The following is a 25,914-nucleotide window of genomic DNA, read 5'->3' on the forward strand; positions in this document are numbered from 1 at the left end:
ACCTTTTCCACACTCGGGCAACGCACTTCGCGACCACCAGTGTGGAGTTGATCCACGCCAAGCCAAGCCTGGCGTGGACCAGCTCCACACTCGGTTACACCGGAGTCGGTTCCTTTTCCGCCGGCGGCGCGGGCCACGGTGACGGCTTGGGACGGGTCCGCACATTCTGCGGCCACCAGAACCACCTGCCGAGCAGCGCCGCGATCGCGGGTGTCATGAACGCACGCACCACCAGGGTGTCGAACAGCAGACCCAGGCCGATCGTCGTGCCCACCTGGCCGATGACCGTCAGCTCACTGACCGCCATGGACATCATGGTGAAGGCGAATACCAACCCGGCCGCCGTCGCCACCGAGCCGCTGCCACCCATGGCCCGGATGATGCCGGTGTTCAGGCCGGCGTGTATCTCCTCTTTGAGCCGGGACACCAGTAGCAGGTTGTAGTCAGCACCGACGGCCAACAGGATGATCACCGACATGGCCAGCACCATCCAGTGCAGTTCGATGCCGAGGATGTGCTGCCACAACAACACCGACAGACCGAACGACGCACCCAGCGACAACACCACCGTGCCGACGATCACCGCGGAGGCGACCACCGCCCGGGTGATGATCAGCATGATGATGAAAATCAGGCAGAGCGAGGAGATTCCGGCGATCAACAGGTCATAGGTGTTGCCGTCGGACATGTCCTTGAAGGTCGCCGCCGACCCACCGAGGTAGATCGTCGAGCCCTCCAACGGCGTGCCCTTGATGGCCTCCTTGGCCGCCAGCTTGATCGAGTCGATGCGGGCAACACCTTCGGGTGAGAGCGGATCACCGTCGTGGCTGATGATGAACCGCACCGCATGCCCGTCGGGCGACAGGAACTGTTCGAGACCGCGCTGGAAGTCGGGATTGTCGAACGCTTCCTGCGGCAGGTAGAACGAATCATCGTTCTTGGCCGCGTTGAAGGCTTCGCCCATCTCGGTGCCGTTTTCCTGCATGATGCGCTGCTGTTCCTGCATACCAGCCTGTGTCTGGTGCATCGTCAGCATCATGGTCTTCATCGACTTCATCGTCTCGATCATCGACGGCATCAGCGCGACCATCTGAGGCATCAGCGTGTCCAACCGCTCCATCTGCGGCATCAGATTCTGGATGTCGTCGGTCATGATCTGGATGCCGTCGAGGGTGTCGAAGATCGACCGCAGGGCCCAACAGATCGGGATGTCGTAGCAGTGCGGTTCCCAGTAGAAGTAATTGCGCAGCGGCCGGAAGAAGTCGTCGAACGTCGAGATGTTGTCGCGCAACATCTGGATGTCGACCACCATGTTCTTCATCTGGCCCACCATCTGATGCGTGGTGTCGGCCATCTGGACGGTGATGCTCTGCATCTTCGTCATGTTGTCGATGGTCTTCTGCATGTCGTCGGCCTGAACCAGCATGTCCGCCATGCGGTCCTGGTTGTACTTCTGGTTCAGTGTCGAGAGCGTGCCCTGCTGGCTCATCATGAAGGGGATCGACGTGTTCTCGATCGGCTGCCCCTGCGGCCGGGTGATCGCCTGCACACGCGCGATGCCGTCGACCTGGAAGATGGCCTTGGCGATCTTCTCGATCACCAGGAAGTCGGCCGGGTTCCGCAGATCGCGATTGCTCTCGATCATCAGCAGTTCCGGGTTCATCCGCGCGTTGTTGAAGTGACGGTCGGCCGCCGCATAACCCTCGTTGGCGGGCAGGTTCGCCGGCAGGTAGTCCCGGTCGTTGTAGTTGGTCTTGTAGCCCGGCAGGGTCAGCAGGCCGACGAGCGCCAACGCGGTGGCACCGACGAGGATGGGCCCGGGCCAGCGCACGACGGCCGCACCGACCTTGCGCCAGCCGCGAATACGCATGGCGCGCTTGGGCTCGAAGAGCCCGAACCGGCTGGCCACCGTGATGATCGCGGTCCCGAGCGTCAGCGCCGAGATGATGCCCACACACATGCCGATGGCCAGCGGCACACCCATGGTCTGGAAGTACGGAAGCCGGGTGAAGCTCAGGCAGAACGTGGCACCGGCGATCGTCAGGCCAGAGCCGGCCACGACATGGGCCGTGCCGTGGAACATCGTGTAGAAGGCCTGCTCTTTGTCCTCGCCGAGACTTCGGGCTTCCTGATAGCGCCCGATCAGGAAAATCGCATAGTCCGTAGATGCCGCGATGGCCAGCGTGACCAGCAGGTTGGTGGCGAACGCCGAGAGCCCGATGACCTCGTGATAGCCGAGGAACGCCACGACGCCGCGGGTGGCGGCCAGCGAGAGCACCACCATCACCAACATCAGGATGGTGGTGATGATCGACCGGTAGACCAGCAGCAGCATCACGATGATGACCGTGAACGTGACGGCCTCGATCAGCCGCATACTGCGGTCGCTGGCGATGTGCTGGTCGGCGGCCAACGCGGCCGGGCCGGTGACGAAGGCCTTGACGCCGTCCGGAGGTTGGAGGCCGGCGATGATCTCCTGGACGGCTTCGACCGACTCGTTGGCCTTCGCCTCGCCCTGGTTGCCGGCGAGCTTCACCTGAACGTAGGCGGCCTTGCCGTCCGGGCTCTGCGAACCCGGGGCGGTCAGCGGGTCACTCCAGAAGTCCTGCACCGACTGCACGTGCTCCGGGTCCTCCCGGAGCTTCTTGATCATCTCGTCGTAGAAGCGGTGCGCCTCGTCACCGAGCGGCTCCTGCCCCTCGAGGACGATCATCACCGCGCTGTCCGAGGTGCCCTCCTGAAACAGATCGCCCACGCGCTTCATCGCGATCACCGACGGCGCCTCGTCGGGGCTCATCGAGACCGCCTGCTGCTGCCCGACGGTCTCGAGTTGCGGAACGGTGATGTTGACGAAGGCGATCAGACCGATCCAGACGAGGATGATCGGCACCGCGAAGGCGCGGATCATCCTCGGGATGAACGGGCGGTGCTGCTCTTTGACCGGCGCGAATGCGTCGGTGGGTGGATCGCTCTTCAGCGGTTCGTTATGGCGTGCGCTCATGCGGACTTGTCAATGCAGTAGGTCTGGGCACTCACGCCGTCGACGGTCCTCTCTTCTTTCAACTCACCGTCGACGATGATGCGACAGGTCAGGCTGCTGCCCTTACCCTGCGCCACCACCTGGGCCATCGCCGATGGGTTGGTCGTCTCCAGCCGGACCCGCCACGGCAAGGCCGCGCCGTCCACGCGCTGGGGCTTGCCTTCGAGATCGATGTAGTTCACGTCGGCCGTGCCACCCGACCCGTAGATCTCGTACTCGACGACCTTGGGTTCGAACGGTTCGGGATCGTCGGCGAAATTCACCGGCGTCACCAGTGGCCCCTCCGAAGCGAAGAAGCCTCGGATACGGTTGACGGTGAACCCAGCGATCAAGACGACGACTACGATGAGCAGCGGGATCCATGCCCGCTTCAACGCCCTAGTCATGGAACCCCGACTTCCGCTGAACCTTGCTGGCTGAGCCCTGGCGGACCGCATCGGCGCACCAGTCGATCTCAGCCCTCTCTAACAGTCGACTTAGATTAGTTCATATAACTAGTGACCGTCTCCCCCAGGTTGAGCCTTTTGCTGTGTGCTGGCTCACCGAATGTGACAAGTGAGAGCCCAGGCGCATTCGGTGTCGCACTTACCTCCGCTTTGCCGACAACACGACGGCGCCGCCGATGATTGCCGAGGACACCGACGCGAGACCGTGAAGCGAGGCGGAATCGCACCGCATCTGCAGCTGATCAGCCCAGGTGAGCGCGCCTCCGGCCGGGCGATTGCCCGCGCTTGCGCGCGGGGTCGCCTGCTCGGTGCGCCGGGTTTTCTGGGCACCACTCGGCGCGTGCGCCGGCCGGGGGCGCGACCCCAGACTCCTACTTTCGCTCTCCGCGAACAGAAAGCATGATTTTCATCTCAGTAGAATGGGATTTTGCTCGGGGCTCGAACCGCGGGTGAACGTGTTTCAGTATCGGGCGAATCAGGCGCCGTACACCGGGACCGGTGGCCGCGCCTGGGCCAGCAGGTCCGCGACCACCGGACCCAGTTCGGCGGGATCCCAGCGTGCGCCTTTGTCCACCTGCGGGCCGTGCGCCCAACCCTCGGCCACCCGGATCTTGCCGCCCTCGACCTCGAAGACCTTGCCGGTGACCTCGCGGGATTCGGAGCTGCCCAGCCACACCACCAGCGGGGAGATGTTCTCCGGCGCCATGGCGTCGAAGTCGTCGTCCTGAGTCGACATCATGTCGGCGAAGACGGTCTCGGTCATGCGAGTACGTGCCGATGGGGCGATCGCGTTGACGGTGACGCCGTAGCGGCCCATCTCGGCGGCGGCCACCAACGTCATCCCCGCGATACCGGCCTTCGCGGCGCTGTAGTTGCCCTGACCGACACTGCCCTGGAGCCCGGCGCCGGAGCTGGTGTTGATGATGCGAGCATCCACCGGATTGCCCGCTTTGGACTGGGCGCGCCAGAACGCGGCCGCGTGCTTCATCGTGGCGAAATGCCCTTTGAGGTGCACGGCGATGACGGCGTCGAACTCCTCTTCGCTGGTGTTGGCGAACATGCGGTCACGGACGATGCCCGCATTGTTGACCAGCACATCGAGACCACCGAAGGAGTCCACAGCCGTCTGGATCAGACCTTCGGCCTGCGTCCAGTCCGCGACGTTGGCCCCGCTGGTGACGGCTTCACCGCCCGCGGCGACGATCTCGTCCACCACCGCCTGGGCGGCGCTGCCGCCACCGGCAGGTGAGCCGTCGAGGCCCACGCCGATGTCGTTGACCACCACACGAGCGCCTTCTGCGGCGAACGCCAGCGCATGCGCACGGCCGATGCCGCCGCCTGCGCCCGTCACGATGACCACGCGGCCGTCGAGCAGTCCCATGTCGATGTCTCTCCTCATTTGTTGGCACTGGAAGCTTCGAGGTACGTGGGCGGCTCGCCACCACCGTGCACCTCGAGGGTGGCGCCGCTGATATACGACGCCGCGTCAGAAGTGAGAAATGCTGCGGCCCAACCGATATCCGACGGCTTCGCGAGCCGTTGCAGTGGCACGGTGGCCGCCACCGCCGCCACCGACTCGGCATCACCGTAGAACAACTCGGACTGTTCGGTCTCGACCATGCCCACGACGACGGAGTTCACCCTGACCTTGGGCGCCCACTCGACGGCCAGCGTGCTGGTCAGACTGTCCACGCCGGCCTTGGCGGCGCCGTAGGCGGCGGTCCCCGGGGTGGGGCGGCGCCCACTGACGCTGGAGATGTTGACGATCGTGCCGCCACCGGCCTGGTTCTGCATCACGGCGTTGGCGTGCTGCGAGACCGACAGCGGGCCAAGCAGATTGAGTTCGATGATCTTCGTGCTGAACTTGGCCGACGCCTCGGCAGCCGGCACGTAGGGCGACCCACCCGCGTTGTTGACCACCGCGTCGAGGCGGCCGTGCCTTGCGACAACGGCATCTATCAGTCCCCGGACCGCGTCGTCGTCGCGGACATCGCAGGCGTGGAACTCGTAGGGCAAGCCGTCGACCGGCCGCCTGGCGCAGGTCACCACCGTGGCCCCCTGGCCGGCGAACACGGCGCTGATACCCGCGCCGACCCCTCGCACGCCCCCGGTCACGAGCACGACGCGACCCTCGAGCCCCAGCTGGATTGTGTTGTCAGAGCCTGCGGTCACTGTGTTAGCGTACCAAGCAAGTGCTTGCTTAGGTATCCACCCAGGAGCTCCGTATGCCGATCACCACAAAGACCGTGGAACCGGGCATCGTCTCGGTCACGGTCGATTACCCGCCGGTCAATGCGATCCCGTCGCGCGGTTGGTTCGAACTCGCCGACACCCTGACCGCCGCAGGACGCGATCCGAGCACCCACGTGGTGGTCCTTCGTGCCGAAGGACGCGGCTTCAACGCCGGGGTGGACATCAAGGAGATGCAGCGCACCGAAGGATTCACCGCCCTGATCGACGCCAACCGCGGATGTTTCGAAGCCTTCCGCGCGGTGTACGAATGCGCGGTGCCCGTGGTGGCCGCCGTGAACGGGTTCTGCGTCGGTGGCGGTATCGGCCTGGTCGGCAACGCCGACGTGATCGTCGCTTCCGATGATGCGACGTTCGGCCTGCCGGAGGTCGAACGCGGAGCACTCGGAGCGGCCACCCATCTGTCGCGATTGGTGCCGCAGCATTTGATGCGCCGGCTGTTCTTCACCGCGGCCACGGTGGACGCCGACACCCTGCACCACTTCGGGTCCGTGCACGAGGTCGTGCCGCGCGCCGACCTCGACGAAGCTGCCCTGCGCGTCGCACGTGACATCGCCGCCAAGGACACGCGGGTCATTCGCGCCGCCAAGGAGGCGCTGAACTTCATCGACGTGCAGCCCGTCAACGCCAGGTACCGCATGGAACAGGGCTTCACCTTCGAGCTGAACCTCGCCGGTGTCTCCGATGAGCACCGGGATGCGTTCGCCGGCACGTCGAAGAAGGACGCCAAGTGATTCGGAGGGCAGGAGCGAAGCGGCAGGGGACGAAATGACAGACAAGACAACCACTCTGGACGAGGCCGTCGCGTCCATCGAGAGCGGCATGACGATCGGGATCGGCGGCTGGGGCTCACGTCGTAAGCCGATGGCACTGGTGCGCGCACTGCTGCGGACCGACGTCACCGATCTCACGGTGGTCACCTACGGCGGACCCGATCTCGGGCTGCTGTGTTCAGCAGGCAAGGTCAAGCGCGTCTACTACGGCTTCGTGTCGTTGGACTCGCCACCGTTCTACGACCCCTGGTTCGCCAAAGCCCGCACTTCTGGGGCCATCGAAGCGCGTGAGATGGACGAAGGAATGCTGCGCTGCGGTTTACAGGCTGCGGCACAACGCCTTCCGTTCCTGCCGATCCGCGCGGGACTGGGCAGCGATGTCCGGGCGTTCTGGGGCGACGAACTCAAGACGGTGCGTTCGCCGTATCCGACCGGCGACGGATACGAGGAGTTGATCGCCATGCCGGCGCTGACGCTGGATGTGGCGCTGACCCACCTGAATCTCGGTGATGTCCACGGCAATGCGGCTTACACCGGTATCGACCCCTACTTCGACGACCTGTTCCTGATGGCCGCGGAACGGCGCCTGCTCAGCGTCGAAAAGCTGGTGCCCACCGACGAATTGGTGAAAGCCGTTCCGCCGCAGGCTCTGCTGGTGAACCGCATGATGGTCGATCATGTGGTCGAGGCTCCCGGCGGGGCCCACTTCACCACCGCCGAACCGGATTACCGACGCGACGAGAAGTTCCAGCGCCACTACGCCGAGGCCGCAGGCAGCGATGAGGGGTGGCAGCAGTTCGTCTCGACATATCTGTCCGGTAGTGAAGACGACTACCAGGCCGCAGTGCGCAAGTTCGCCGAGGAGGCAGTCAAGTGAGCACCGCCACCCGAGCCGAGATCTGTGCGGTTGCCTGCGCCGAGCTGTTCCGCGATGCCGGCGAGATCATGGTGAGCCCCATGGCGAACATGGTGTCGATCGGCGCCCGCCTGGCTCGACTCACCTTCTCCCCGGACATCCTGCTGACCGACGGTGAAGCCCGGATCCTGGCCGACACCCCGGCCCTGGGCGCCACGGGGGCCATCGAGGGCTGGATGCCGTTCGGTCGCGTTTTTGAAACCCTGGCGTGGGGGCGCCGGCATGTGGTGATGGGCGCCAACCAGATCGATCGCTACGGCAACCAGAACCTCTCGGCGTTCGGGCCGCTGCAGCATCCCAAACGGCAGATGTTCGGCGTGCGCGGGGCGCCCGGCAACACCATCAACCACGCCACCAGCTACTGGGTGGGCAATCACAGCACCCGGGTGTTCGGATCCGTGGACATCGTTTCGGGGATCGGCTGGGACAAAGTCGATCCCGACAACCCCGCCTATCGATTCGTCAACGTCTACCGGGTGGTGTCCAACCTCGGGGTGTTCGACTTCAACGGCCCGGAGCATCAGATGCGGGCGGTGTCGCTGCACCCGGGCGTGGAGGCCGCGCAGGTCGCCGAGAACACCGGCTTCGAGGTCCACGGCCTGGAGTCCGCCGAGACCACCCGGTTGCCGTCCGATGAGGAACTCACCTTGATTCGCGAGTCGATCGATCCGAAGACGTTGCGAGACAGGGAGATCCGATCGTGACCAGATTGGTCACGCCGCTGACCGAGCTCGTCGGCATCGAGCATCCCGTGGTCCAGACCGGCATGGGCTGGGTGGCCGGAGCCCGGTTGGTCTCGGCGACGTCGAATGCGGGCGGGCTGGGCATCCTGGCATCGGCCACCATGACGTTGCAGGAGCTGCAGACGGCGGTGACCAAGGTCAAGGCGGCCACCGACAAGCCGTTCGGCATCAACATCCGCGCCGACGCCGGGGACGCCGGGGAACGGGTGGACCTGCTGATCCGGGAGGGCGTCAAGGTGGCGTCCTTTGCGTTGGCCCCCAAACCGGAACTGATCGCCAGGCTCAAGGAGGCGGGCGTCGTGGTGATCCCCTCGGTGGGGCTGGCCAAACACGCCAAGAAAGTCGCCGGCTGGGGCGCCGACGCCGTGATCGTGCAGGGCGGAGAAGGCGGCGGGCACACCGGGCCCATCGCGACAACCCTGCTGCTGCCGTCCGTGCTCGACGCGGTCGCCGACACCGGGATGCCGGTGATCGCCGCGGGTGGATTCTTCGACGGCCGTGGGCTGGCCGCCGCGCTGTCGTACGGCGCCGCGGGCGTCGCGATGGGCACCCGATTCCTGCTGACCTCGGATTCGACGGTGCCCGAGGCCGTCAAGCAGCGCTACCTCGCCGCGGCCCTGGACGGCACCGTGGTGTCCACCCGCGTCGACGGCATGCCCCATCGGGTGTTGCGGACCGGTCTGGTGGAGAAGCTGGAGAGCGGCTCACGTGCCCGGGGATTCTCGGCGGCCCTCCGCAACGCCCAGAAGTTCAAGAAGATGTCGGGCATGACCTGGAAGTCGATGATCACCGACGGCCTGGCGATGCGGCACGGCAAAGATCTCACCTGGTCCCAGGTGGTGATGGCCGCCAACACGCCGATGCTGCTCAAAGCCGGTCTGGTCGAGGGAAACACCGACGCGGGGGTGCTGGCCTCGGGTCAGGTGGCGGGCATTCTCGACGATCTGCCGTCGTGCGCCGAGCTGATCGACGAGATCGTGCGGGACGCGGTGAAGCACCTGCAATCGGCGGCGGGGCACATTCAGCCCTGAGTTCTGCCAATCCCCCGTGACAGGTGTCGAGCTTTCCTACACTCACGCGACATGAAGATGAACGCGGCTGTCCTGTGGGACGTGCACGGCGACTGGAGCATCGAGGAGATGGACCTCGATCCACCGAAGGACGGCGAAGTCCTGGTGTCGTTCGAAGCCACCGGACTGTGCCACTCGGATCACCATGCCCGCACCGGCGATTTCCCGGCCCCCTTCCCCATCGTCGGCGGACACGAGGGTGCGGGCATCGTGCAGGAAGTCGGCCCGGGGGTCCGCGATCTCAAACCCGGCGACCACGTGGTCGCGTCGTTCCTGCCGGCCTGCGGCAAATGCCGGTGGTGCGCCAGCGGACACCAGAACCTGTGCGATCTGGGCGCACTGTTGCTGTCCGGGACGCAACTCGACGGCACCTATCGCAGACACATCGGCTCGCAGGACATCGGAGTGTCCCTGCTGCTCGGCACCTTTGCGCAATACGGTGTGGTGTCCGACGCCTCGCTGGTCAAGATCGACGACGACCTGCCGCTGTCGCGGGCCTGCCTGCTGGGCTGCGGTATCACCACGGGCTGGGGTTCGGCGGTCAACACCGCGCAGGTCTCACCGGGTGACACCGTGGTGGTGATCGGCGTGGGCGGAGTCGGCAGCGGCGCCATCCAGGGCGCGCGGATCGCCGGGGCCGAGCGGGTCGTCGCCGTGGACATCGTTGCCGAGAAGCGGGACAAGGCACTGGAATTGGGCGCGACGGATTTCGCCACCTCGATCGAGGAGGCCACCACGCTGGTGGCCGAGACCACCCATGGCGTGATGGCCGACTCGGCGATCCTCACCGTGGGTCTGGTGGAGGGCGCGATGATCGGTCAGGCCCTCGACATGATCCGCAAAGGCGGCGCCGTGGTGCTCACGGGCATCGCCGCGGCCGCTGATGTCACCCCGACGCTACCGATGGCCATGTTCACGTTGTTCCAGAAACGGCTGCTGGGCAGCCTGTACGGGGAGGCCAATCCCCGCGCCGACATCCCGCGACTGCTGCGGTTGTTCCGCGAAGGCAAGCTCCTGCTCGACGAGGCCGTCACCACCGAGTACAAGCTCGGCGACGTCAACGTGGCGTTCGACGACATGCTCGCCGGACGCAACATCCGCGGCGTCATCATCCACGACCACTGACCATGAAAACCACAGCCGCGGTGCTCTGGGAGTACGGCCAGGACTGGAGTGTCGAAGAGATCGACCTGGACCCGCCGCAAGACGGCGAAGTGCTGGTCTCCTTCGAGGCCACCGGTTTGTGCCACTCCGATGAGCACGTCCGGACCGGCGATCTGCCGGCTCCACTGCCGATTGTCGGCGGTCATGAGGGTGCGGGCGTCGTCCAGGAAGTCGGGCCCGGGGTGCGTGACCTCGAGCCCGGTGACCACGTGGTGGCCTCGTTCCTGCCGGCCTGCGGCCGGTGCCGGTGGTGCGCCCGCGGTAAGCAGAATCTGTGCGACCAGGGTGCGATGACCATGACGGGCATGCAACTCGACGGCACCTACCGACGCCGCGCCCGGGACACCGACGTGGGCGTGATGGCCGGATTGGGAACGTTTTCGCAGCTGAGCACGGTCTCGGAATCATCGCTGGTCAAGATCGACAACGATCTGCCGCTGTCACGTGCGTGCCTGCTCGGCTGCGGCGTGACAACCGGATGGGGCTCTGCGGTCAACACCGCCGACGTCCGGCCCGGTGACACGGTGGTGGTGATCGGCTGCGGCGGCATCGGCAGCGGCGCCATCCAAGGTGCGCGGCTCGCGGGTGCGGAGAGGATCATCGTCGTCGATATCGTGGAAGCGAAGCGGGACAGAGCTTTTCAGTTCGGCGCCACCCACTTCGTCACCTCGGTGGACGAAGCCACATCGTTGGTCGCCGAACTCACCCGCGGTGTGATGGCCGACTCGGCGATCCTGGCGATGAGCATGCTCGAGGGCCCGATGATCAACGACGCGCTGAACCTCGTGTCCAAAGGGGGCGCGGTGGTGGTCACGGCCATCGCGTCGATCACCGAGATGAGCGCGACGCTGCCGCTGATGTTCTTCACCCTGTACCAGAAGCGTCTGCTGGGCAGTCTCTATGGACAAGCCAATCCGCGCAACGACATTCACCGTCTCCTGGACCTCTACCGTGACGGCAAGCTGCTGCTCGACGAGACCGTGACCCACGAGTACAAGCTCGGCGAGATCAACGAGGCGTACGCCGACATGCGCGCAGGCCGCAACATCCGCGGCGTGATCCTGCATTGAGCGGGATTTGGGATTTGGGCGCGCTCGTAACCGCTGAGCGGTTACGAGCGCGCCGAAATCGCAGGTTCTAGAGGCGCTCGATGATCGTGACGTTGGCGGTGCCGCCGCCCTCACACATCGTCTGCAGGCCGTAGCGGCCGCCGGTGCGCTCCAACTCGTTGAGCATGGTGGCGAACAGCTTGGCTCCGGTGGCGCCCAGCGGATGCCCTAGCGCGATCGCACCGCCGTTGGGGTTGACCTTCTTCGGGTCGACCTTGAGTTCCTTGATCCACGACAGCACCACCGGCGCGAACGCCTCGTTGATCTCCACGGTGTCGATATCATCCATGGTCAAACCGGTTTTCTGCAGCGCGTACCGCGTCGCCGGGATGGGACCCGTCAGCATGAGGACCGGATCCGCTCCACGGGCGCTGATGTGGTGGATGCGGGCCCGCGGCGTCAGATTGTGGTCCTTGACGGCCTGCTCCGAGGCCAGCAGCACCGCCGATGCGCCGTCGGAGATCTGGCTGGCCAAGGCGGCCGTCAGCCGGCCGCCTTCGACCAGAGTCTTCAATCCGGCCATCTTCTCCAGCGACGTCTCGCGCGGGCCTTCGTCGACACCGAACCCGTCGATGGGAATGATCTCGTTGGCGAAGTGCCCGCCGCGGATTGCCGCCAGCGCTCGCTGGTGGCTGGCCAGGGCGAACTCCTCCATCTCCTCACGCGACAGATCCCAGCGCTCGGCGATCATCTCGGCGCCGCGGAACTGCGAGATCTCCTGGTCGCCGTACCGGTGCAGCCAGCTCTTCGATTCGTTGGTGGGCGAGGTGAAGCCGTACTGCTCCCCCGCCGTCATCGCCGACGAAATCGGGATCTGGCTCATGTTCTGCATGCCACCGGCCAGGATGAGGTCGGCGGTACCCGCCATGATCGCCTGTGCGCCAAAGGAGATGGCCTGCTGACTGGAACCGCACTGACGGTCGACGGTGACCCCGGGAACCTCTTCCGGGTATCCGGCGGCCAGCCAGGACAGCCGCCCGATGTTGCCGGCCTGGCCGCCGATGGCATCGACACAGCCGGCGATCACGTCGTCGACGACACCGGGGTCGACGTCGACGCGGTCGAAGAGACCACGCCAGGCGGCGGCACCCAGGTCGACCGGATGCAGGCCGGCCAGCGATCCGTTGCGCTTGCCGACCGCGGTACGCACGGCGTCGATGACGTACGCCTCGGGCATGTCAGACTCCTTCGGTTTGACTGGTGGCGGCGATGCCGCCGAGAACGATCGAAAGATACTGGGCACCAACCTGTTCGGCGGTCAGACCGCCCCCGGGTTGATACCAGCGCACCGACACCCAGGTGGTGTCGCGGATGAATCGGTACACCAGATCCACGTCGATGTCGGGACGGAAGCGCCCCTCGTCGATGCCCTGCCGCAGGACGTCGACCCACATCTTGCGTTGTTCGCGATTGCGGGCTTCCAGGTAGGCGAAACGCGGCTGGGAGGACAGCCGCTTGGCCTCGTCCTGGTAGATCACCACCTGGGCGTGGCGGTGTTCGATTGCCTCGAATGACGCCATGAACAGCCCCTTGAGCCGTTCCAGGGGATTGGGCTCGGTGTCGATGATCTGCTGATACCGAGCGAACAACCAGTCCAGGAAGCTCCGCAGCACCTCGTCGACGATCTCTTCTTTCGACTTGAAATGGTGATAGAGGCTCCCGGACAGGATCCCGGCGGCGTCGGCGATATCGCGGACCGTGGTGGCCCGCAACCCGCGCTCGGCCATCATCGTCGCGGCGAGCGTCAACAGCTCGTCGCGGCGCGTTGGCGCGGTGTTGTCCATCCTGGCAGAGTACCAACCAAGCACTTGCTTGGCCAGCTATGGGTGCTGGCTCGACACCGAGATCACCTCGCCGGTGAGGTAACTCGAGTAGTCGCTGGCCAGGAACGCGATGGTGGCCGCCACTTCCCACGGCTCGGCCGCACGCCCGAACGCCTCGTCCGACGAGAGCCGATCCAGGAGGTCCGCCGAGCTGGTCTTCTCCAGGAATTTGTGCCGGGCGATGCTCGGCGAGACGGCGTTGATCCGCACACCGAACTCGACGGCCTCGATGGCGCTGCACCGCGTGAGCGCCATGACGCCGGCCTTGGCGGCGGCGTAGTGCGCCTGTGAATGCTGAGCCCGCCAGCCGAGCACGCTGGCGTTGTTGACGATGACACCACCGTGGTCCGCATCACGGAAGTAGCGAAGCGCAGCACGGGTGGCCCGCATGACGGAGGTCAGCGTGACGTTGAGAACGCGGTCCCATTCGTCGTCGGACATATCGATCACGGGGGTCTGCCCGCCCAGGCCCGCGTTGTTCACCAGGACGTCGATACGGCCCAGCTTGTCCACCGCACCGGCGATCAGCGCGTCGACGGCGCCGGTGGACGTCACGTCGCACACCACTGCCTCGACCTTGCCCAGACCCAGCGCCGCCAACTCGTCGCGGGTCTCCCCGAGTCGGCGTTCGTGGTAATCGGACACGATGACGTCGGCACCCTCGGCCAGCGCACGGCGCGCGGTGGCTGATCCGATCCCGGTTCCGGCGGCGGCGGTCACCAAAACCACTCTGCCGCGCAATAATCCGTGGCCCTCGATCTCCTTGGGGGCTTGCGACAGGCTCATCCTCTGGGCTTCCTCACGCTTTGGGCTCTCGCGGTAGGCCGAGCACCCGCTCGGCGATGATGTTGCGCTGGATCTCATTGGATCCGCCGTAGATGGTGTCGGCGCGGGAGAACAGATAGAGCCGCTGCCACTCGTCGAACTCGCCGCCGTCGAGGGTGAGCCCGGAGGCGCCCTTGACGTCCATGGCCAGCTCACCGAGTCCGCGATGCCAGTTCGCCCACAGCAGCTTTGAGACGTTGTCGCCGCCGGGACGCTCGACGTCCATGGTGGCCAGCGCGTACGAGCGCATGGCCCGCAGACCCACCCAGGCACGGGTCAACCGCTCCCGGATCACTGGATCATCGACACTGCCATTACGCCGAGCCAACGCGACGATGCCGGAAAGCTCACGGGCATAACGGATCTGCTGACCGAGCGTGGAAACACCGCGCTCGAAGGTCAGCGTGCCCATGGCCACCCGCCACCCGTCGCCCGGCTCGCCGACCACCAGATCCGCATCGGTGCGGGCGTCGTCGAAGAACACCTCGTTGAACTCGGAGTCACCGGTGAGCTGGATGATCGGGCGGATCTCGACACCCGGCTGGTCCAGCGGCACCAGAAGATACGACAGACCGGCATGGCGCTTGGAACCCTTCTCCGTGCGCGCCACCACAAAACACCACTGCGCCCAGTGCGCCAGCGAAGTCCACACCTTCTGCCCGTTGATCACCCAGCTGTCGCCGTCGAGCTCTGCGGTGGTGGACACATTCGCCAGGTCGCTGCCGGCGCCGGGTTCTGAGTAACCCTGCGACCACAGTTCGGTGACATCGAGGATCCGCGGCAAGAACCGCTGCTGCTGTTCGGGTGTGCCGAAGGCGATGAGCGTCGGCCCCAGCAGCTCCTCACCGAAGTGGTTGACCTTGTCCGGGGCATCGGCGCGCGCGTACTCCTCGTAGAACGCGACGCGATGGGCCACCGACAGGCCGCGTCCGCCGTGTTCGACCGGCCAGCCCAGGCAGGTCAGCCCCGCCTTGGCCAGGTGCTGATTCCACGCCCGCCGCTCCTCGAACGCTTCGTGTTCACGACCCGGGCCGCCGAGGCCTTTCAGCGCCGCGAACTCGCCGACGAGATTGTCGGCCAGCCACTCGCGGACCTCTGCCCGGAACTTCTGGACCTCCTCCACCCCTGTAGGCTAACCTACCAAGCACTTGCTTTGTTGCCCGGTCGACCGATGCGAGACGCGGAGCCTGTGGAGCGGCTCGAGGAGGAGCCGGGTGATGTACATCGGCCCGGTCGACCGATGCGAGACGCGGAACCTGTGGAGCGGCTCGAGGAGGAGCCGGGTGATCAGATCCGAAAGAGGCAACGATGACGACCGTCCCGCAGACGACTCCTGCGGTGTTGGACCGGATCGCACGCGAGCTACCCGAGCACGAAGCACTGGTCACCGCCGACAGGACCTTGACCTTCGGCGCGCTGCGCAACGAAGTGCGCCAGGCTGCCGCGGCACTGATCGACCTCGGTGTGGCTCCCGGTGACCGGGTGGCGATCTGGTCCCCCAACACCTGGCACTGGGTGGTGGCCTGCTTGGCCGCGCACTACGCCGGGGGCGTCGTCGTTCCGCTGAACACCCGGTACACCGCGAGTGAGGCCTCCGACATCCTGGCCCGCACCGAGGCGCCGGTGTTGATCGCCATGGGTGAATTCCTGGGCGCCGACCGTGTCGCCGATCTCGATCGGGCGGCGCTGCCCGCGCTGCGGCACATCATCCGCGTACCGGTGGACAGGGACGACGGCACCTGGGACGAATTCGTCGCGCGCGGAACCGATGTGGCGGCCGCGGACGCCCGCGCCGCGGCCGTCGCACCGGACGACGTCTCCGACATCCTCTTCACCTCGGGCACCACCGGCCGGAGCAAGGGTGTGCTGTGCGCACATCGGCAGTCACTGTCGGCGCCGGCGGCCTGGGCGGCCTGCGGCGAAGTGACCAGTTCCGATCGTTACCTGTGCATCAATCCGTTCTTCCACAACTTCGGCTACAAGGCCGGCATCCTGGCGTGCTTGCAAACCGGCGCCACACTCATCCCGATGCTCACCTACGACCCCGAGAAGACGATGCAGGCCGTCGCCGAGCATCGCGCCACCGTGCTGCCGGGACCGCCGACGATCTATCAGACCCTGCTCGACCACCCCCACCGCGCCGACTACGACCTGTCCTCACTGCGATTCGCGGTCACCGGCGCAGCCGTGGTTCCCGTGGTCCTGATCGAGCGGATGCAGTCCGAACTCGACATCGACATCGTCCTGACCGCCTACGGTCTCACCGAGGCCAGCGGTTTCGGCACGATGTGCCGCGCATCCGATGACGCCGTGACGGTAGCCACCACCTGCGGGCGGCCGATCGCCGACTTCGAGCTGCGCATCGCCGATACCGGCGAGGTGCTGCTGCGGGGGCCGAACGTGATGCTGGGTTATCTCGACGACCCGGCCGCCACCGAGGCGGCCATCGACAACGACGGCTGGTTGCACACCGGTGATATCGGGACCGTCGACGCGGCAGGCAATCTCAGCATCACCGATCGACTGAAGGACATGTACATCTGCGGCGGGTTCAACGTCTACCCCGCCGAGATCGAGCAGGTGCTGGCCCGCCTGGACGGGGTTGCCGAGGCCGCGGTGATCGGCGTCCCGGATGACCGGCTGGGTGAGGTCGGCAAGGCGTTCGTCGTCGTCAAACCCGGGTCGACATTGGACCAGGAGACGGTGATCGCCTACACCCGCGAACATCTCGCGAACTTCAAGACACCACGTTCGGTGGAGTTCCTCGACGTGTTGCCACGCAATCCGGGCGGCAAGGTCGTCAAACCGCAGCTGAGAGAAAGACGCTGATGGATCTCAATTTCGGGGACGAGGCGCAGGCCTTCCGCATCGAGGTACGGAAGTTCCTGACCGCTCACAAGTCCGACTTTCCCACCGAATCCTATGACACCGCAGAAGGTTTCGAGCAGCACCGGCGCTGGGACCGGATCCTGTTCGACGCTGGATTGTCGGTGATCACCTGGCCCGAGAAGTACGGCGGCCGCGACGCCACCCTGCTGCAGTGGGTGGTCTACGAGGAGGAGTACTTCCGCGCCGGAGCACCGGGGCGGGCCAGCGCCAATGGCACCTCGATGCTGGCACCGACTCTGTTCGCGCACGGCACCGAAGAGCAACTGGACCGGATTCTGCCGAAGATGGCCAGCGGTGAGGAGATCTGGGCGCAGGCCTGGTCCGAACCGGAATCCGGCAGTGACCTCGCCTCCTTGCGTTCCACCGCCACCAAGACCGATGGCGGCTGGAAACTCAACGGGCAGAAGATCTGGAGCTCACGTGCGGTGTTCGGCGAGCGCGCGTTCGGGTTGTTCCGTTCCGACCCGGAAGCGCAGCGGCACAAGGGCCTGACGTACTTCATGTTCGACCTGAAAGCCGACGGCGTGACCGTGCGGCCCATCGCTCAGCTCGGTGGCGACACCGGTTTCGGGGAGATCTTCCTCGACGACGTGTTCGTCCCCGACGAAGACGTGATCGGCGCACCCCACGAGGGCTGGAAAGCCGCCATGAGCACGTCGAGCAACGAACGGGGCATGTCGCTGCGCAGCCCGGCCCGGTTCTTGGCGCCGGCTGAACGCCTTGTCACGGCGTGGAAGCACAATCCACGGCCCGAATTCACCGACCGGGTGGCCGATGCGTGGATCAAAGCGCAGGCGTATCGCCTGCACACCTTCGGCACTGTCACCCGAGTGGCCGGCGGCGGCGAACTCGGCGCCGAATCATCGGTCACCAAGGTGTTCTGGTCCGAACTGGATGTCGACATCCACCAGACCGCGCTGGATCTGCGCGCGGCCGACGGTGAGCTGGCCGACTCCTGGACCGACGGTTACCTCTTTGCCCTCGGCGGCCCGATCTACGCCGGTACCAATGAGATCCAACGCAACATCATCGCTGAGCGGTTGCTCGGATTACCGCGTGAAAGCCAAGGACAGAAAAAGTGAATTTCGAAATCGACGAAGGACAACGCGATTTCGCCAGGAGTATCGACGCTGCGCTGGGGGCCGCGGATGTGCCTGCCGCGGTGCGCGCCTGGTCGGCGGGCGACACCGGCCCCGGACGTAAGGTCTGGGCCACCTTGGCCGACCTCGGCGTCACCGCCTTGGCGGTGCCCGAGGAGCAGGACGGTATCGGTGCGCACCCGGTGGATCTGGTGGTGGCTCTGGAACGGCTGGGACGCTGGTGTGTGCCGGGTCCGGTAGTCGAATCCATTGCCGTGGCACCGGTTCTGCTGGCCGGAGATGAACGCAACAGTGCCCTGGCCGCCGGTGAGCTGATCGCCACCGTCGCCGTACCCGGCGTCGCGCCCCGCGCCGTCGACACCGGATTCGCCGGGCTGATCCTGGTGGCCGACGGAGTGGAGGTACAGGAAGGCGTCGCCGGCGCGAGTCACCGCTCCGTCGACGTCAGCCGCACCCTCTCCGACGTCACCGCCACCGGCCAGTCCTGGACCGCCGACGTCGACCGCGCCGTCGAGTTCGGTTCGCTGGCCACCGCGGCGCTGTTGATCGGGGCCGGACAGGCCCTGCTGGACATGGCATGCGAATATGCCAAGCAGCGCAGCCAGTTCGGCCGGATCATCGGTTCCTACCAGGCCATCAAACACAAACTCGCCGATGTCCACATCGCGCTGGAGTTGGCCCGGCCGCTGGTCTACGGCGCTGCGTTGTCGCTGGGCGATGCGACGCCGGAGACGGCGCGTGATGTCAGCGCCGCCAAGGTGGCCGCCTCAGACGCGGGGCTGTTGGCGGCGCGCTCGGCATTGCAGACCCATGGCGCCATCGGCTTCACCGCCGAGCACGACCTGTCACTGTGGCTGCTGCGGGTTCAGGCGCTGCGTTCGGCGTGGGGCGACCCGGCCGGCCATCGGCGGCGCCTGCTGGAGGTCATCGATGTCTGACGAAAGAAAACTGCTGGTCCAGACGGTGCGGGATCTGGTCGGCAAACATGCCTCCCCGGCCGCCGTGCGCGCGGCGATGGACTCCGAGCGGGGATTCGACGAGAAGCTCTGGCAGCTGCTGTGCGAGCAGGTCGGGGTTGCAGCCCTGGTGGTACCCGAAGATCTCGGGGGTGCCGGCGGCGAACTCAGCGACGCTGCGGCCGTGTTGACCGAGCTCGGCCGCAACCTGGTGCCGACCCCGCTGCTGGGCACCATCCTGGCTGAGGTGGCCCTGTTGTCGGTCGCCGATCCCGATACCGACGCCTTGGAGGCGCTGGCCGCTGGTGAGGCCACCGGCGCCGTGGTGTTCGACGCCGATCACGTGGTGGGCGGCGATACAGCCGACATCGTGGTCGCTGTCGAGGACGGGCAGCTGGTTCGCTGGACGGAGTTCGCGGCGCACCCGCTGACGACCATGGACCCCACCCGTCGGCTGGCCCGCATCGATGCCGGGCAGCGCCAGCCCCTCGGCGCTGACCCCGGCCTGCTCGACGTCGCCGCACTCTTGCTCGCCGCCGAAGCTGTGGGGGCGGCCGCCCGGGCGCTGGAACTCACCGTCGAGTACTCCAAGGAGCGGGTGCAATTCGGCCGCGCCATCGGCAGCTTCCAGGCGCTCAAGCACCGGATGGCCGATCTCTACGTCAAGGTGCAGGTGGCGTCCGCTGTGGTGGAGGAAGCCGTGAACCAGCCGTCGCCGTCGACGGCCGCACTTGCATTCGTCATCGCCAGCGAGGCGTTGACCGATGTCGCGGGCGAGGCCATCCAGATTCACGGCGGCATCGCGATCACCGCTGAGCACGACATCCAGCTGTATTTCAAACGCGCGCACGGCACCTCGCAGCTGTTGGGCCCCGTGCGCGAGCACCTGCGTCGCCTCGAGCAGGACGTGCTCCAGATGGACGGGGACGTGCCCGTAATCTGACTACGGTGAAGACCGCGTTGCGGGCGGGCATTCCGCCGTTCTATGTCATGGACGTCTGGTTGGCCGCCGCGGAGCGCCAGCGCACCCACGGTGATCTGGTGAACCTGTCGGCCGGGCAGCCCAGTGCGGGTGCGCCCGGCCCGGTGCGTGCGGCGGCCGTGGCCGCCCTGAACAGTGATCAGCTGGGCTACAGCGTGGCGCTGGGCATCCCCGAACTGCGGGCGGCCATCGCGCAGTCCTACTCGACGGCGCACGGCCTCGACGTCGACCCGACGGACGTCGTGGTGACCACCGGCTCCTCCGGAGGCTTCCTGCTCGCGTTCCTGGCATGTTTCGACGTCGGTGACCGGGTGGCGGTCACCAGCCCCGGCTACCCCTGCTACCGCAACATCCTGACGGCACTGGGCTGCGAGGTGGTCGACATTCCCTGTGGACCGGAGACGCGGTTCCAGCCCACCACGGAAATGCTCGCGGCGGTGGATCCGCCGCTGGACGGCGTGATCGTCGCCAGTCCCGCCAATCCGACCGGAACAGTGATCGCACCCGAGGAGTTGGCCGCGATCGCCACCTGGTGTGCGGACACCGGAGTGCGGTTGATCAGCGACGAGGTGTACCACGGCCTGGTGTATCCCGGTGCGCCGCAGACCAGTTGCGCATGGACGACGTCGCGGGATGCGGTGGTGGTCAACAGTTTCTCGAAGTACTTCGCGATGACGGGATGGCGGCTGGGCTGGCTGGTGGTGCCGAAACCGCTGCAGCGGGCTGTGGATCGGCTGACGGGCAACTTCACGATCTGCCCGCCGGTGCTGTCCCAGCGGGCGGCGGTGGCCGCGTTCACCCCGGAGTCCGTCGCGGAGGCCGACAGCCACCTGCAGCACTATGGCAACAATCGCGACCGACTGCTGAACGGCTTGCGGCACATGGGGATCGACCGCCTGGCTCCGACCGACGGTGCCTTCTATGTCTACGCCGATGTGTCGCATCTGACCGACGACTCGCTGGGCTTCTGCGAGAAGCTGCTCGCCGAGACGGGGGTGGCGATCGCGCCGGGAATCGACTTCGACACGGTGCGCGGCGGGTCCTACGTGCGGTTGTCGTTCGCGGGCCCCACCTCCGACATCGACGAGGCCGTGTCACGTATCGGAGCCTGGATTTCGTGATTTCGGCTAGCGGGCCGACCAGCCGCCGTCCATCGTGTAGGAGGCGCCGGTGACCATCCCGGCCGCCGGCGAGGCCAGCCAACCGACCAGCGCGGCAACCTCTTCCGGCTCGACCAGGCGCTTGATGGCGCTCTCGGTCAGCAGGATCTTGGACAGCACTTCGTCCTCGTCGATGCCGTGTGTGCGCGCCTGATCGGCGATCTGCTTGGTCACCAACGGGGTCCGCACATAACCTGGGTTGACGCAGTTGCTGGTCACCCCGTGCGAACCGCCCTCGAGCGCAGTCACTTTCGACAGCCCCTCGAGTCCGTGCTTGGCGGTCACATAAGCCACTTTGAACTCGCTCGCACGCAGCCCGTGCACCGACGAGATGTTGATGACGCGGCCGAACCCCTGGGCGTACATGTGCGGCAGCGCCGCGCGGACCAACAGGAACGGCGCCTCCACCATCAACGTCTGGATCATCCGGAACTTCGCCGGATCGAACTCCTGGATGGGGTTGATGCTCTGCACGCCGGCGTTGTTGACCAGAACGTCGACGTCCAACGACAGCCCTTCGAGCGCGGTGACATCGAGAAGGTCCACCGCCCAAGCGGTCCCGTCGATCTCGTCGGCCACGGCCTTGGCGGCCGACTCGTCGATGTCGGCCACGGTGACCTTCGCGCCGCGGGTCGCGAGCTCGCGGGCACAGGCCGCCCCGATCCCACTGCCGCCGCCGGTGACCAGTGCCGACCTGCCCTGCAGCTCACTCATGCGTACGTCCTGGGTTCACCTTTGACGTCCTGGATGTCAGCGATGTCCAGCGACTTGAGATCGATTCCGTTGGTCTCCCGCACGAACACCACGGCGACCAGCGTCACCAGGCACGCCGCGGCGAGATAGATCGCGACCGGCACCGAGGAGTCGTAGATGTCCAGGAGCTTGACGGCGATCAGCGGCGCCAGCGAGCCGGCCACGATGGAGGTCACCTGGTAGCCCAGGGAGACACCGGAATAGCGCATCCGTGTCGGGAACATCTCGGCCATGATCGCCGGCTGCGGCGCGTACATCAGCGCGTGGAAGACCAGACCGATGGTGACCGCGGCGGTGACGACGACGTAGTTGCCGGTGTCCATCATCGGGAAGGCGAAGAAGCCCCATGTCGCGCCGACGATGGCACCGACCATGTACACCGGGCGCCGGCCGAAGCGGTCGGCCAGGTGCCCGACGAGCGGAACCACCGCGAAGTGCACGGCGTGCGCCACCAGCAGGTACCACAGGATCGACGAGGTGTCGGCGCCCACCTGCACCTTGAGGTAGGTGATGGTGAACGTGACCACCAGGTAGTACATGATGTTCTCGCCGAAACGCAGGCCCATCGCGGTGAAAACGCCCCGCGGGTAACGCTTGAGCACCTCGACGACACTGAACGACGTCGACTTGATCCGTTCTGCCTCTTCCTGCGCCTGGACGAAGATCGGTGCGTCGGTGACCTTGGTGCGGATGTAGTAGCCGACGAGCACGACGACGGCCGACAGCCAGAACGCAACCCGCCAGCCCCAGGACAGGAACGCCGCATCCGACAACGTGGACGTCAGCACCAACAGGACGACGGTGGCCAACAGGTTGCCTGCGGGCACACCCGCCTGCGGCCAGCTGGCCCAGAAGCCACGCTGTTTGTCCGGGCTGTGTTCGGCGACCAGCAGGACGGCACCACCCCATTCGCCGCCCACTGCGAAGCCCTGGATGAACCGCAGCGCCACCAGCAACCCCGGCGCCCAGTAGCCGATCTGGCCGTACGTGGGCAGACACCCCATCAGGAAGGTGGCTGCGCCCACCAGGATCAAGCTGAACTGCAGCAGCTTCTTGCGGCCGTACTTGTCGCCGTAATGCCCGAACACCACACCGCCGAGCGGCCGCGCGATGAAGCCGACGGCGTAGGTGGCGAATGCCAGGAAGATGGCGTTGAGCTCACTGGTGGTCTCCGAGAAGAACACCTTGCTGAACACCAGAGTGGCCGCGGTGCCGTACAGGAAGAACTCGTACCACTCCACAACGGTGCCGGCCATGGACGCCGCGACCACGCGACGCAGGCCGGTTGATATCGGCTGGCTCATCCCATCTCCCTCACTGTGATGCCCACCACAAACTCTGCTGAGTATTGATGCAGGTTCCCCTCTCCGCAATGACCAAACCCGCACCAACAATCTGCAAAAATGCAGAAATGCCTGGCACGCAGCGCATCAATGCCGACGATCTGCTGATCCTGCTCGCGGTCGGCCGCACCGGCCGCTACATATCCGCCGCCGACGAACTCGGGCTGAACCACACCACGATCGCCCGCCGCATCGGAGCCCTGGAACAGGGACTGGGTGGCCGGGTCCTGGCCCGGGTCGCCGGCAGCTGGGAGCTCACCGAACTGGGGCGCCAAGCGCTGGCCGCCGCCGAGACGGTCGAGTCGGCGGTGCGGTCACTGTCAGCACCCGACGGCGCCGAGCGCACGCTGGAAGGCGTGGTGCGGATGTCGGCGACCGACGGTTTCAGCGCCTACATCGCCGCACCGGCGGCGGCCGCCGTGCAACGTCGCCATCCGGGTATCGCCGTCGAGATCGTCGCGGCCACCCGTCGAGCCACCCAGCAGCGTTCCGGCCTCGACATCGAGGTGGTGGTGGGCGAGCCACAGGTGCACCGCGCGCAGGCCATCCCCCTGGGCGACTACCGGCTCGGGCTCTACGGCGCGACCGAGTACCTGGCCGCCCGCGGCGTACCGGAGTCCGTCGCCGACCTGACCGAGCATCGGCTGATCTACTTCATCGACTCCATGCTGCAGGTCGATGACCTGGACCTGGCCCGCACCTTCGCCCCGGTCATGCGGGAATCGGTCTCCTCCACCAACGTGTTCGTGCATGTCGAGGCCACCCGGGCCGCCGCGGGTCTGGGGCTGCTGCCCTGCTTCATGGCAGACCGGCACGAAGACCTGACGCGGGTGCTGACCCGCACAGTGGCGATTCAGCTCAGCTATTGGCTGGTGGCCCGCGCCGAAACGCTGCGCAGGCCCGAGGTCGGTGCGTTTGTCGACGCGATTCGCGCCCGTGTGCACGAACAACACGACGTGCTGCTGGGTATCAGGGGTTCATGAAATATCTGCGCACCGGTTCGGGCGCTCCGCTCCTGCTCATTCACGGCATCTCCCACCTGCACAACTGGGATCCTGTTGTTCCCGCACTGGCCCGGGAACGCGAGGTTTTCGCCGTGGACCTGCCCGGCTTCGGTAACAGTCCCCCGCTGGCCGGCGAGGTGACGATCGCCTCGCTCACCGATGCCGTCGAGCAGTTCATCACCGATCAGGGGTTGCCTGATGTAGACGTCGTCGGTAGCTCGATGGGTGCGCGGATGGCGCTGGACCTGGCCCGGCGCGGGCACCGCGGCGCCGTGGTGGCTCTGAACCCGGGCGGTTTCTGGTCCGAGGCCGAGGTCCGCTATTTCGGGGCGACGGTCATGCCGTCGATCGCGTTGGTGCGCCACATCCAACCGCTGCTGCCGGCCCTGGTGAGCAACGCGGTGGGACGCACCGCTCTGCTGACGCAGTTCTCCGCCAGGCCGTGGGCCCTGAGTTCGGATCTGGTGCTGCAGGAACTGCGCAATTTCGCCTCGTCACCGAGTATCCGCGACGCGCTGCGCGCACTGGTGCACGGCCCTCGACAACAGGGCGGGCCCGTGCACGACCGCGTGGTGATCGGGTGGGGCCGCAAGGACCGGGTGACATTTCCCCGCCAGGCCGCGCGGGCTCTGGAGTTGTTTCCGGATGCCCGGCTGCACTGGTTCTCCCGCTCCGGGCATTTTCCGCATTGGGATCAGCCCGCCGAGACCGTACGGCTGATCCTGGATTCCACCGGGTCTTCCTGAGCCGAAGTCTTGCGGTGCCACCGGTCGCCTGGTGCAGTCGGTGCATGCCGCATTTCGACTCTGATCACGGCCGGTTCTACTACCGGCACTGGGCTGCCACTGACCCGCGCGCCGCGGTGGTCTTCCTGCACGGCTTCGGCGAGAACACCTCGCTGTATCACCGGCTGGGCTTCACACTCAACGCCGCGGGGCTCGACCTCTGGGCCGTGGACCAGTTGGGTCACGGGCTGAGCCCGGGCGAGCGCGGGAACTTCGGCCGCATCGCAGACAGTGCGAGGCTGGCCGAGCAGCTGACGGGGCTGGCCGAGGAGGCAACCCCGGGGATTCCCCTTGTCTTGCAGGGGCATTCGTTCGGCGCGGCGGTGTCGTTGTCGATCCTGTTGGACAAGCCGGACCGGTATGTCGCCGCGGTGGTTTCCGGCGCCCCTCTGGTGCCGGTCCCCGAGCTGCTTGATGCGAACACCAGTTTCGAACTCGATCTGGCGTTGTTGTCGACGGACCCGTTCTACCTCGACGCGCTTGAGAACGACCCGCTGGGATTCGAAGATGCCGACGGCGGCGCGCTGGCCCGCGCACTCGACACCATCTGGGACAGCCTCGGCTCGACGCTGCCGGCTCTGACGGTGCCGACGCTGGCGGTGCACGGCTCGATCGACGCGATCGCACCGGTGGGCGCGGTCCGGGCGTACGCCGACCAGATCGACGCATTGGAACTGGTGGAGTTCCCCGGCGGCCGCCACGACATCCTGAACGAGTCGGTGCACCAGGAGGTGGCCGCCACCATCATCGAGTTCATCGACCGGGTGGTGGGCTAAGCTCGCC

Annotated in this window: 24 protein-coding genes; 14 read left to right on the forward strand and 10 right to left on the reverse strand. The window is 66.3% G+C overall.

Going from position 1 to position 25,914, the window contains the following annotated elements:
• Nucleotides 1-94: 94 nt before the first annotated feature.
• The 4 genes from AC3A6P_RS29825 to AC3A6P_RS29840 all read right to left on the reverse strand — a co-directional run bounded on the left by AC3A6P_RS29825 (nucleotide 95) and on the right by AC3A6P_RS29840 (nucleotide 5,658).
• The gene (locus AC3A6P_RS29825; RefSeq protein ID WP_487695988.1) at nucleotides 95-3,001 is read right to left on the reverse strand and encodes an MMPL/RND family transporter; all 2,907 of its coding nucleotides are present in this window, start codon (nucleotides 2,999-3,001) and stop codon (nucleotides 95-97) included.
• Entirely contained in the window at nucleotides 2,998-3,426 is a 429-nt protein-coding gene (locus AC3A6P_RS29830) for an MmpS family transport accessory protein (protein WP_487695989.1), read from the reverse strand. The genes AC3A6P_RS29825 and AC3A6P_RS29830 overlap by 4 nt, the downstream gene beginning before the upstream one ends.
• A gap of 535 nt (nucleotides 3,427-3,961) precedes the next feature.
• The gene (locus AC3A6P_RS29835) at nucleotides 3,962-4,867 is read right to left on the reverse strand and encodes an SDR family oxidoreductase (protein ID WP_487695990.1); all 906 of its coding nucleotides are present in this window, start codon (nucleotides 4,865-4,867) and stop codon (nucleotides 3,962-3,964) included.
• A 14-nt stretch (nucleotides 4,868-4,881) separates the two neighbouring features.
• Nucleotides 4,882-5,658, reverse strand: coding sequence for an SDR family oxidoreductase (locus tag AC3A6P_RS29840; protein ID WP_487695991.1), 777 nt, complete (start codon nucleotides 5,656-5,658; stop codon nucleotides 4,882-4,884).
• 53 nt (nucleotides 5,659-5,711) lie between these two features.
• Between AC3A6P_RS29840 and echA20 the strand changes: the two genes are divergently transcribed.
• From echA20 to AC3A6P_RS29870, 6 genes are read left to right on the forward strand one after another with little or no spacing between them, the layout of a single operon-like run.
• Nucleotides 5,712-6,470, forward strand: a complete 759-nt coding sequence (gene echA20 / locus AC3A6P_RS29845; protein ID WP_487695992.1) for a (7aS)-7a-methyl-1,5-dioxo-2,3,5,6,7,7a-hexahydro-1H-indene-carboxyl-CoA hydrolase — start codon at nucleotides 5,712-5,714, stop codon at nucleotides 6,468-6,470.
• Between the two features lie 34 nt (nucleotides 6,471-6,504).
• Nucleotides 6,505-7,386, forward strand: a complete 882-nt coding sequence (ipdA, locus tag AC3A6P_RS29850) for a cholesterol ring-cleaving hydrolase subunit IpdA (RefSeq protein WP_487695993.1) — start codon at nucleotides 6,505-6,507, stop codon at nucleotides 7,384-7,386.
• Entirely contained in the window at nucleotides 7,383-8,129 is a 747-nt protein-coding gene (gene ipdB, locus AC3A6P_RS29855; protein ID WP_487695994.1) for a cholesterol ring-cleaving hydrolase subunit IpdB, read from the forward strand. Before ipdA ends, ipdB begins: the two co-directional genes overlap by 4 nt.
• The gene (gene ipdC / locus AC3A6P_RS29860) at nucleotides 8,126-9,199 is read left to right on the forward strand and encodes a (3aS,4S,5R,7aS)-5-hydroxy-7a-methyl-1-oxo-octahydro-1H-indene-4-carboxyl-CoA dehydrogenase (RefSeq protein ID WP_487695995.1); all 1,074 of its coding nucleotides are present in this window, start codon (nucleotides 8,126-8,128) and stop codon (nucleotides 9,197-9,199) included. The genes ipdB and ipdC overlap by 4 nt, the downstream gene beginning before the upstream one ends.
• Nucleotides 9,200-9,250: 51 nt before the next feature.
• Nucleotides 9,251-10,363, forward strand: coding sequence for an NDMA-dependent alcohol dehydrogenase (locus tag AC3A6P_RS29865; RefSeq protein ID WP_487695996.1), 1,113 nt, complete (start codon nucleotides 9,251-9,253; stop codon nucleotides 10,361-10,363).
• Between the two features lie 2 nt (nucleotides 10,364-10,365).
• A complete protein-coding gene (locus AC3A6P_RS29870) occupies nucleotides 10,366-11,472 on the forward strand; it encodes an NDMA-dependent alcohol dehydrogenase (protein WP_487695997.1) in 1,107 nt (368 codons plus the stop codon).
• Between the two features lie 67 nt (nucleotides 11,473-11,539).
• On the opposite strand, the gene fadA6 is transcribed toward AC3A6P_RS29870, so the two are convergent.
• Genes fadA6 through ipdE1 form a run of 4 tightly spaced genes read right to left on the reverse strand, consistent with a single transcriptional unit; the run spans nucleotide 11,540 to nucleotide 15,282 of the window.
• A complete protein-coding gene (gene fadA6, locus AC3A6P_RS29875; protein ID WP_487695998.1) occupies nucleotides 11,540-12,688 on the reverse strand; it encodes a steroid 3-ketoacyl-CoA thiolase FadA6 in 1,149 nt (382 codons plus the stop codon).
• Between the two features lies 1 nt (nucleotide 12,689).
• On the reverse strand, nucleotides 12,690-13,295 hold the full coding sequence (gene kstR2 / locus AC3A6P_RS29880) for a TetR family transcriptional regulator KstR2 (protein ID WP_487695999.1): 606 nt from the start codon (nucleotides 13,293-13,295) through the stop codon (nucleotides 12,690-12,692).
• Between the two features lie 36 nt (nucleotides 13,296-13,331).
• Nucleotides 13,332-14,120, reverse strand: coding sequence for a (5R,7aS)-5-hydroxy-7a-methyl-1-oxo-2,3,5,6,7,7a-hexahydro-1H-indene-carboxyl-CoA reductase (gene ipdF / locus AC3A6P_RS29885; protein ID WP_487696000.1), 789 nt, complete (start codon nucleotides 14,118-14,120; stop codon nucleotides 13,332-13,334).
• 13 nt (nucleotides 14,121-14,133) lie between these two features.
• Complete coding sequence (gene ipdE1, locus AC3A6P_RS29890) at nucleotides 14,134-15,282, reverse strand: acyl-CoA dehydrogenase IpdE1 (protein ID WP_487696001.1); 1,149 nt, start codon at nucleotides 15,280-15,282, stop codon at nucleotides 14,134-14,136.
• 185 nt (nucleotides 15,283-15,467) lie between these two features.
• On the opposite strand from ipdE1, the gene fadD3 reads away from it, so the two are divergent.
• Genes fadD3 through AC3A6P_RS29915 form a run of 5 tightly spaced genes read left to right on the forward strand, consistent with a single transcriptional unit; the run spans nucleotide 15,468 to nucleotide 21,207 of the window.
• Complete coding sequence (gene fadD3 / locus AC3A6P_RS29895) at nucleotides 15,468-16,988, forward strand: 3-((3aS,4S,7aS)-7a-methyl-1,5-dioxo-octahydro-1H-inden-4-yl)propanoate--CoA ligase FadD3 (RefSeq protein ID WP_487696002.1); 1,521 nt, start codon at nucleotides 15,468-15,470, stop codon at nucleotides 16,986-16,988.
• Nucleotides 16,988-18,130: an acyl-CoA dehydrogenase family protein gene (locus AC3A6P_RS29900; RefSeq protein ID WP_487696003.1), complete on the forward strand. Its 1,143-nt coding sequence runs from the start codon at nucleotides 16,988-16,990 to the stop codon at nucleotides 18,128-18,130. Before fadD3 ends, AC3A6P_RS29900 begins: the two co-directional genes overlap by 1 nt.
• The gene (locus AC3A6P_RS29905; RefSeq protein ID WP_487696004.1) at nucleotides 18,127-19,086 is read left to right on the forward strand and encodes an acyl-CoA dehydrogenase family protein; all 960 of its coding nucleotides are present in this window, start codon (nucleotides 18,127-18,129) and stop codon (nucleotides 19,084-19,086) included. Before AC3A6P_RS29900 ends, AC3A6P_RS29905 begins: the two co-directional genes overlap by 4 nt.
• Nucleotides 19,079-20,047: an acyl-CoA dehydrogenase IpdE2 gene (ipdE2, locus tag AC3A6P_RS29910; protein ID WP_487696005.1), complete on the forward strand. Its 969-nt coding sequence runs from the start codon at nucleotides 19,079-19,081 to the stop codon at nucleotides 20,045-20,047. Before AC3A6P_RS29905 ends, ipdE2 begins: the two co-directional genes overlap by 8 nt.
• A gap of 47 nt (nucleotides 20,048-20,094) precedes the next feature.
• On the forward strand, nucleotides 20,095-21,207 hold the full coding sequence (locus tag AC3A6P_RS29915; protein ID WP_487696068.1) for a pyridoxal phosphate-dependent aminotransferase: 1,113 nt from the start codon (nucleotides 20,095-20,097) through the stop codon (nucleotides 21,205-21,207).
• Nucleotides 21,208-21,213: 6 nt separating this feature from the next.
• Here the strand turns inward: AC3A6P_RS29915 and AC3A6P_RS29920 are convergent, their stop codons facing one another.
• Both AC3A6P_RS29920 and AC3A6P_RS29925 read right to left on the reverse strand, forming a co-directional pair.
• Entirely contained in the window at nucleotides 21,214-21,960 is a 747-nt protein-coding gene (locus tag AC3A6P_RS29920) for a 3-hydroxybutyrate dehydrogenase (protein ID WP_487696006.1), read from the reverse strand.
• Nucleotides 21,957-23,303 (reverse strand): MFS transporter, encoded by a 1,347-nt coding sequence (locus AC3A6P_RS29925; RefSeq protein ID WP_487696007.1) that lies wholly within the window; start codon nucleotides 23,301-23,303, stop codon nucleotides 21,957-21,959. Before AC3A6P_RS29925 ends, AC3A6P_RS29920 begins: the two co-directional genes overlap by 4 nt.
• A 68-nt stretch (nucleotides 23,304-23,371) precedes the next feature.
• Here AC3A6P_RS29925 and AC3A6P_RS29930 point away from each other — a divergent pair, with 68 nt between their 5' ends.
• The 3 genes from AC3A6P_RS29930 to AC3A6P_RS29940 are packed head-to-tail and all read left to right on the forward strand — an operon-like array spanning nucleotide 23,372 to nucleotide 25,907.
• Entirely contained in the window at nucleotides 23,372-24,325 is a 954-nt protein-coding gene (locus AC3A6P_RS29930; RefSeq protein ID WP_487696008.1) for a LysR family transcriptional regulator, read from the forward strand.
• A complete protein-coding gene (locus AC3A6P_RS29935) occupies nucleotides 24,322-25,092 on the forward strand; it encodes an alpha/beta fold hydrolase (RefSeq protein WP_487696009.1) in 771 nt (256 codons plus the stop codon). Before AC3A6P_RS29930 ends, AC3A6P_RS29935 begins: the two co-directional genes overlap by 4 nt.
• Nucleotides 25,093-25,136: 44 nt before the next feature.
• Nucleotides 25,137-25,907: an alpha/beta hydrolase gene (locus tag AC3A6P_RS29940; RefSeq protein WP_487696010.1), complete on the forward strand. Its 771-nt coding sequence runs from the start codon at nucleotides 25,137-25,139 to the stop codon at nucleotides 25,905-25,907.
• Nucleotides 25,908-25,914 lie beyond the last annotated feature (7 nt).

This window comes from Mycobacterium sp. Soil_C_30, from assembly GCF_057656995.1.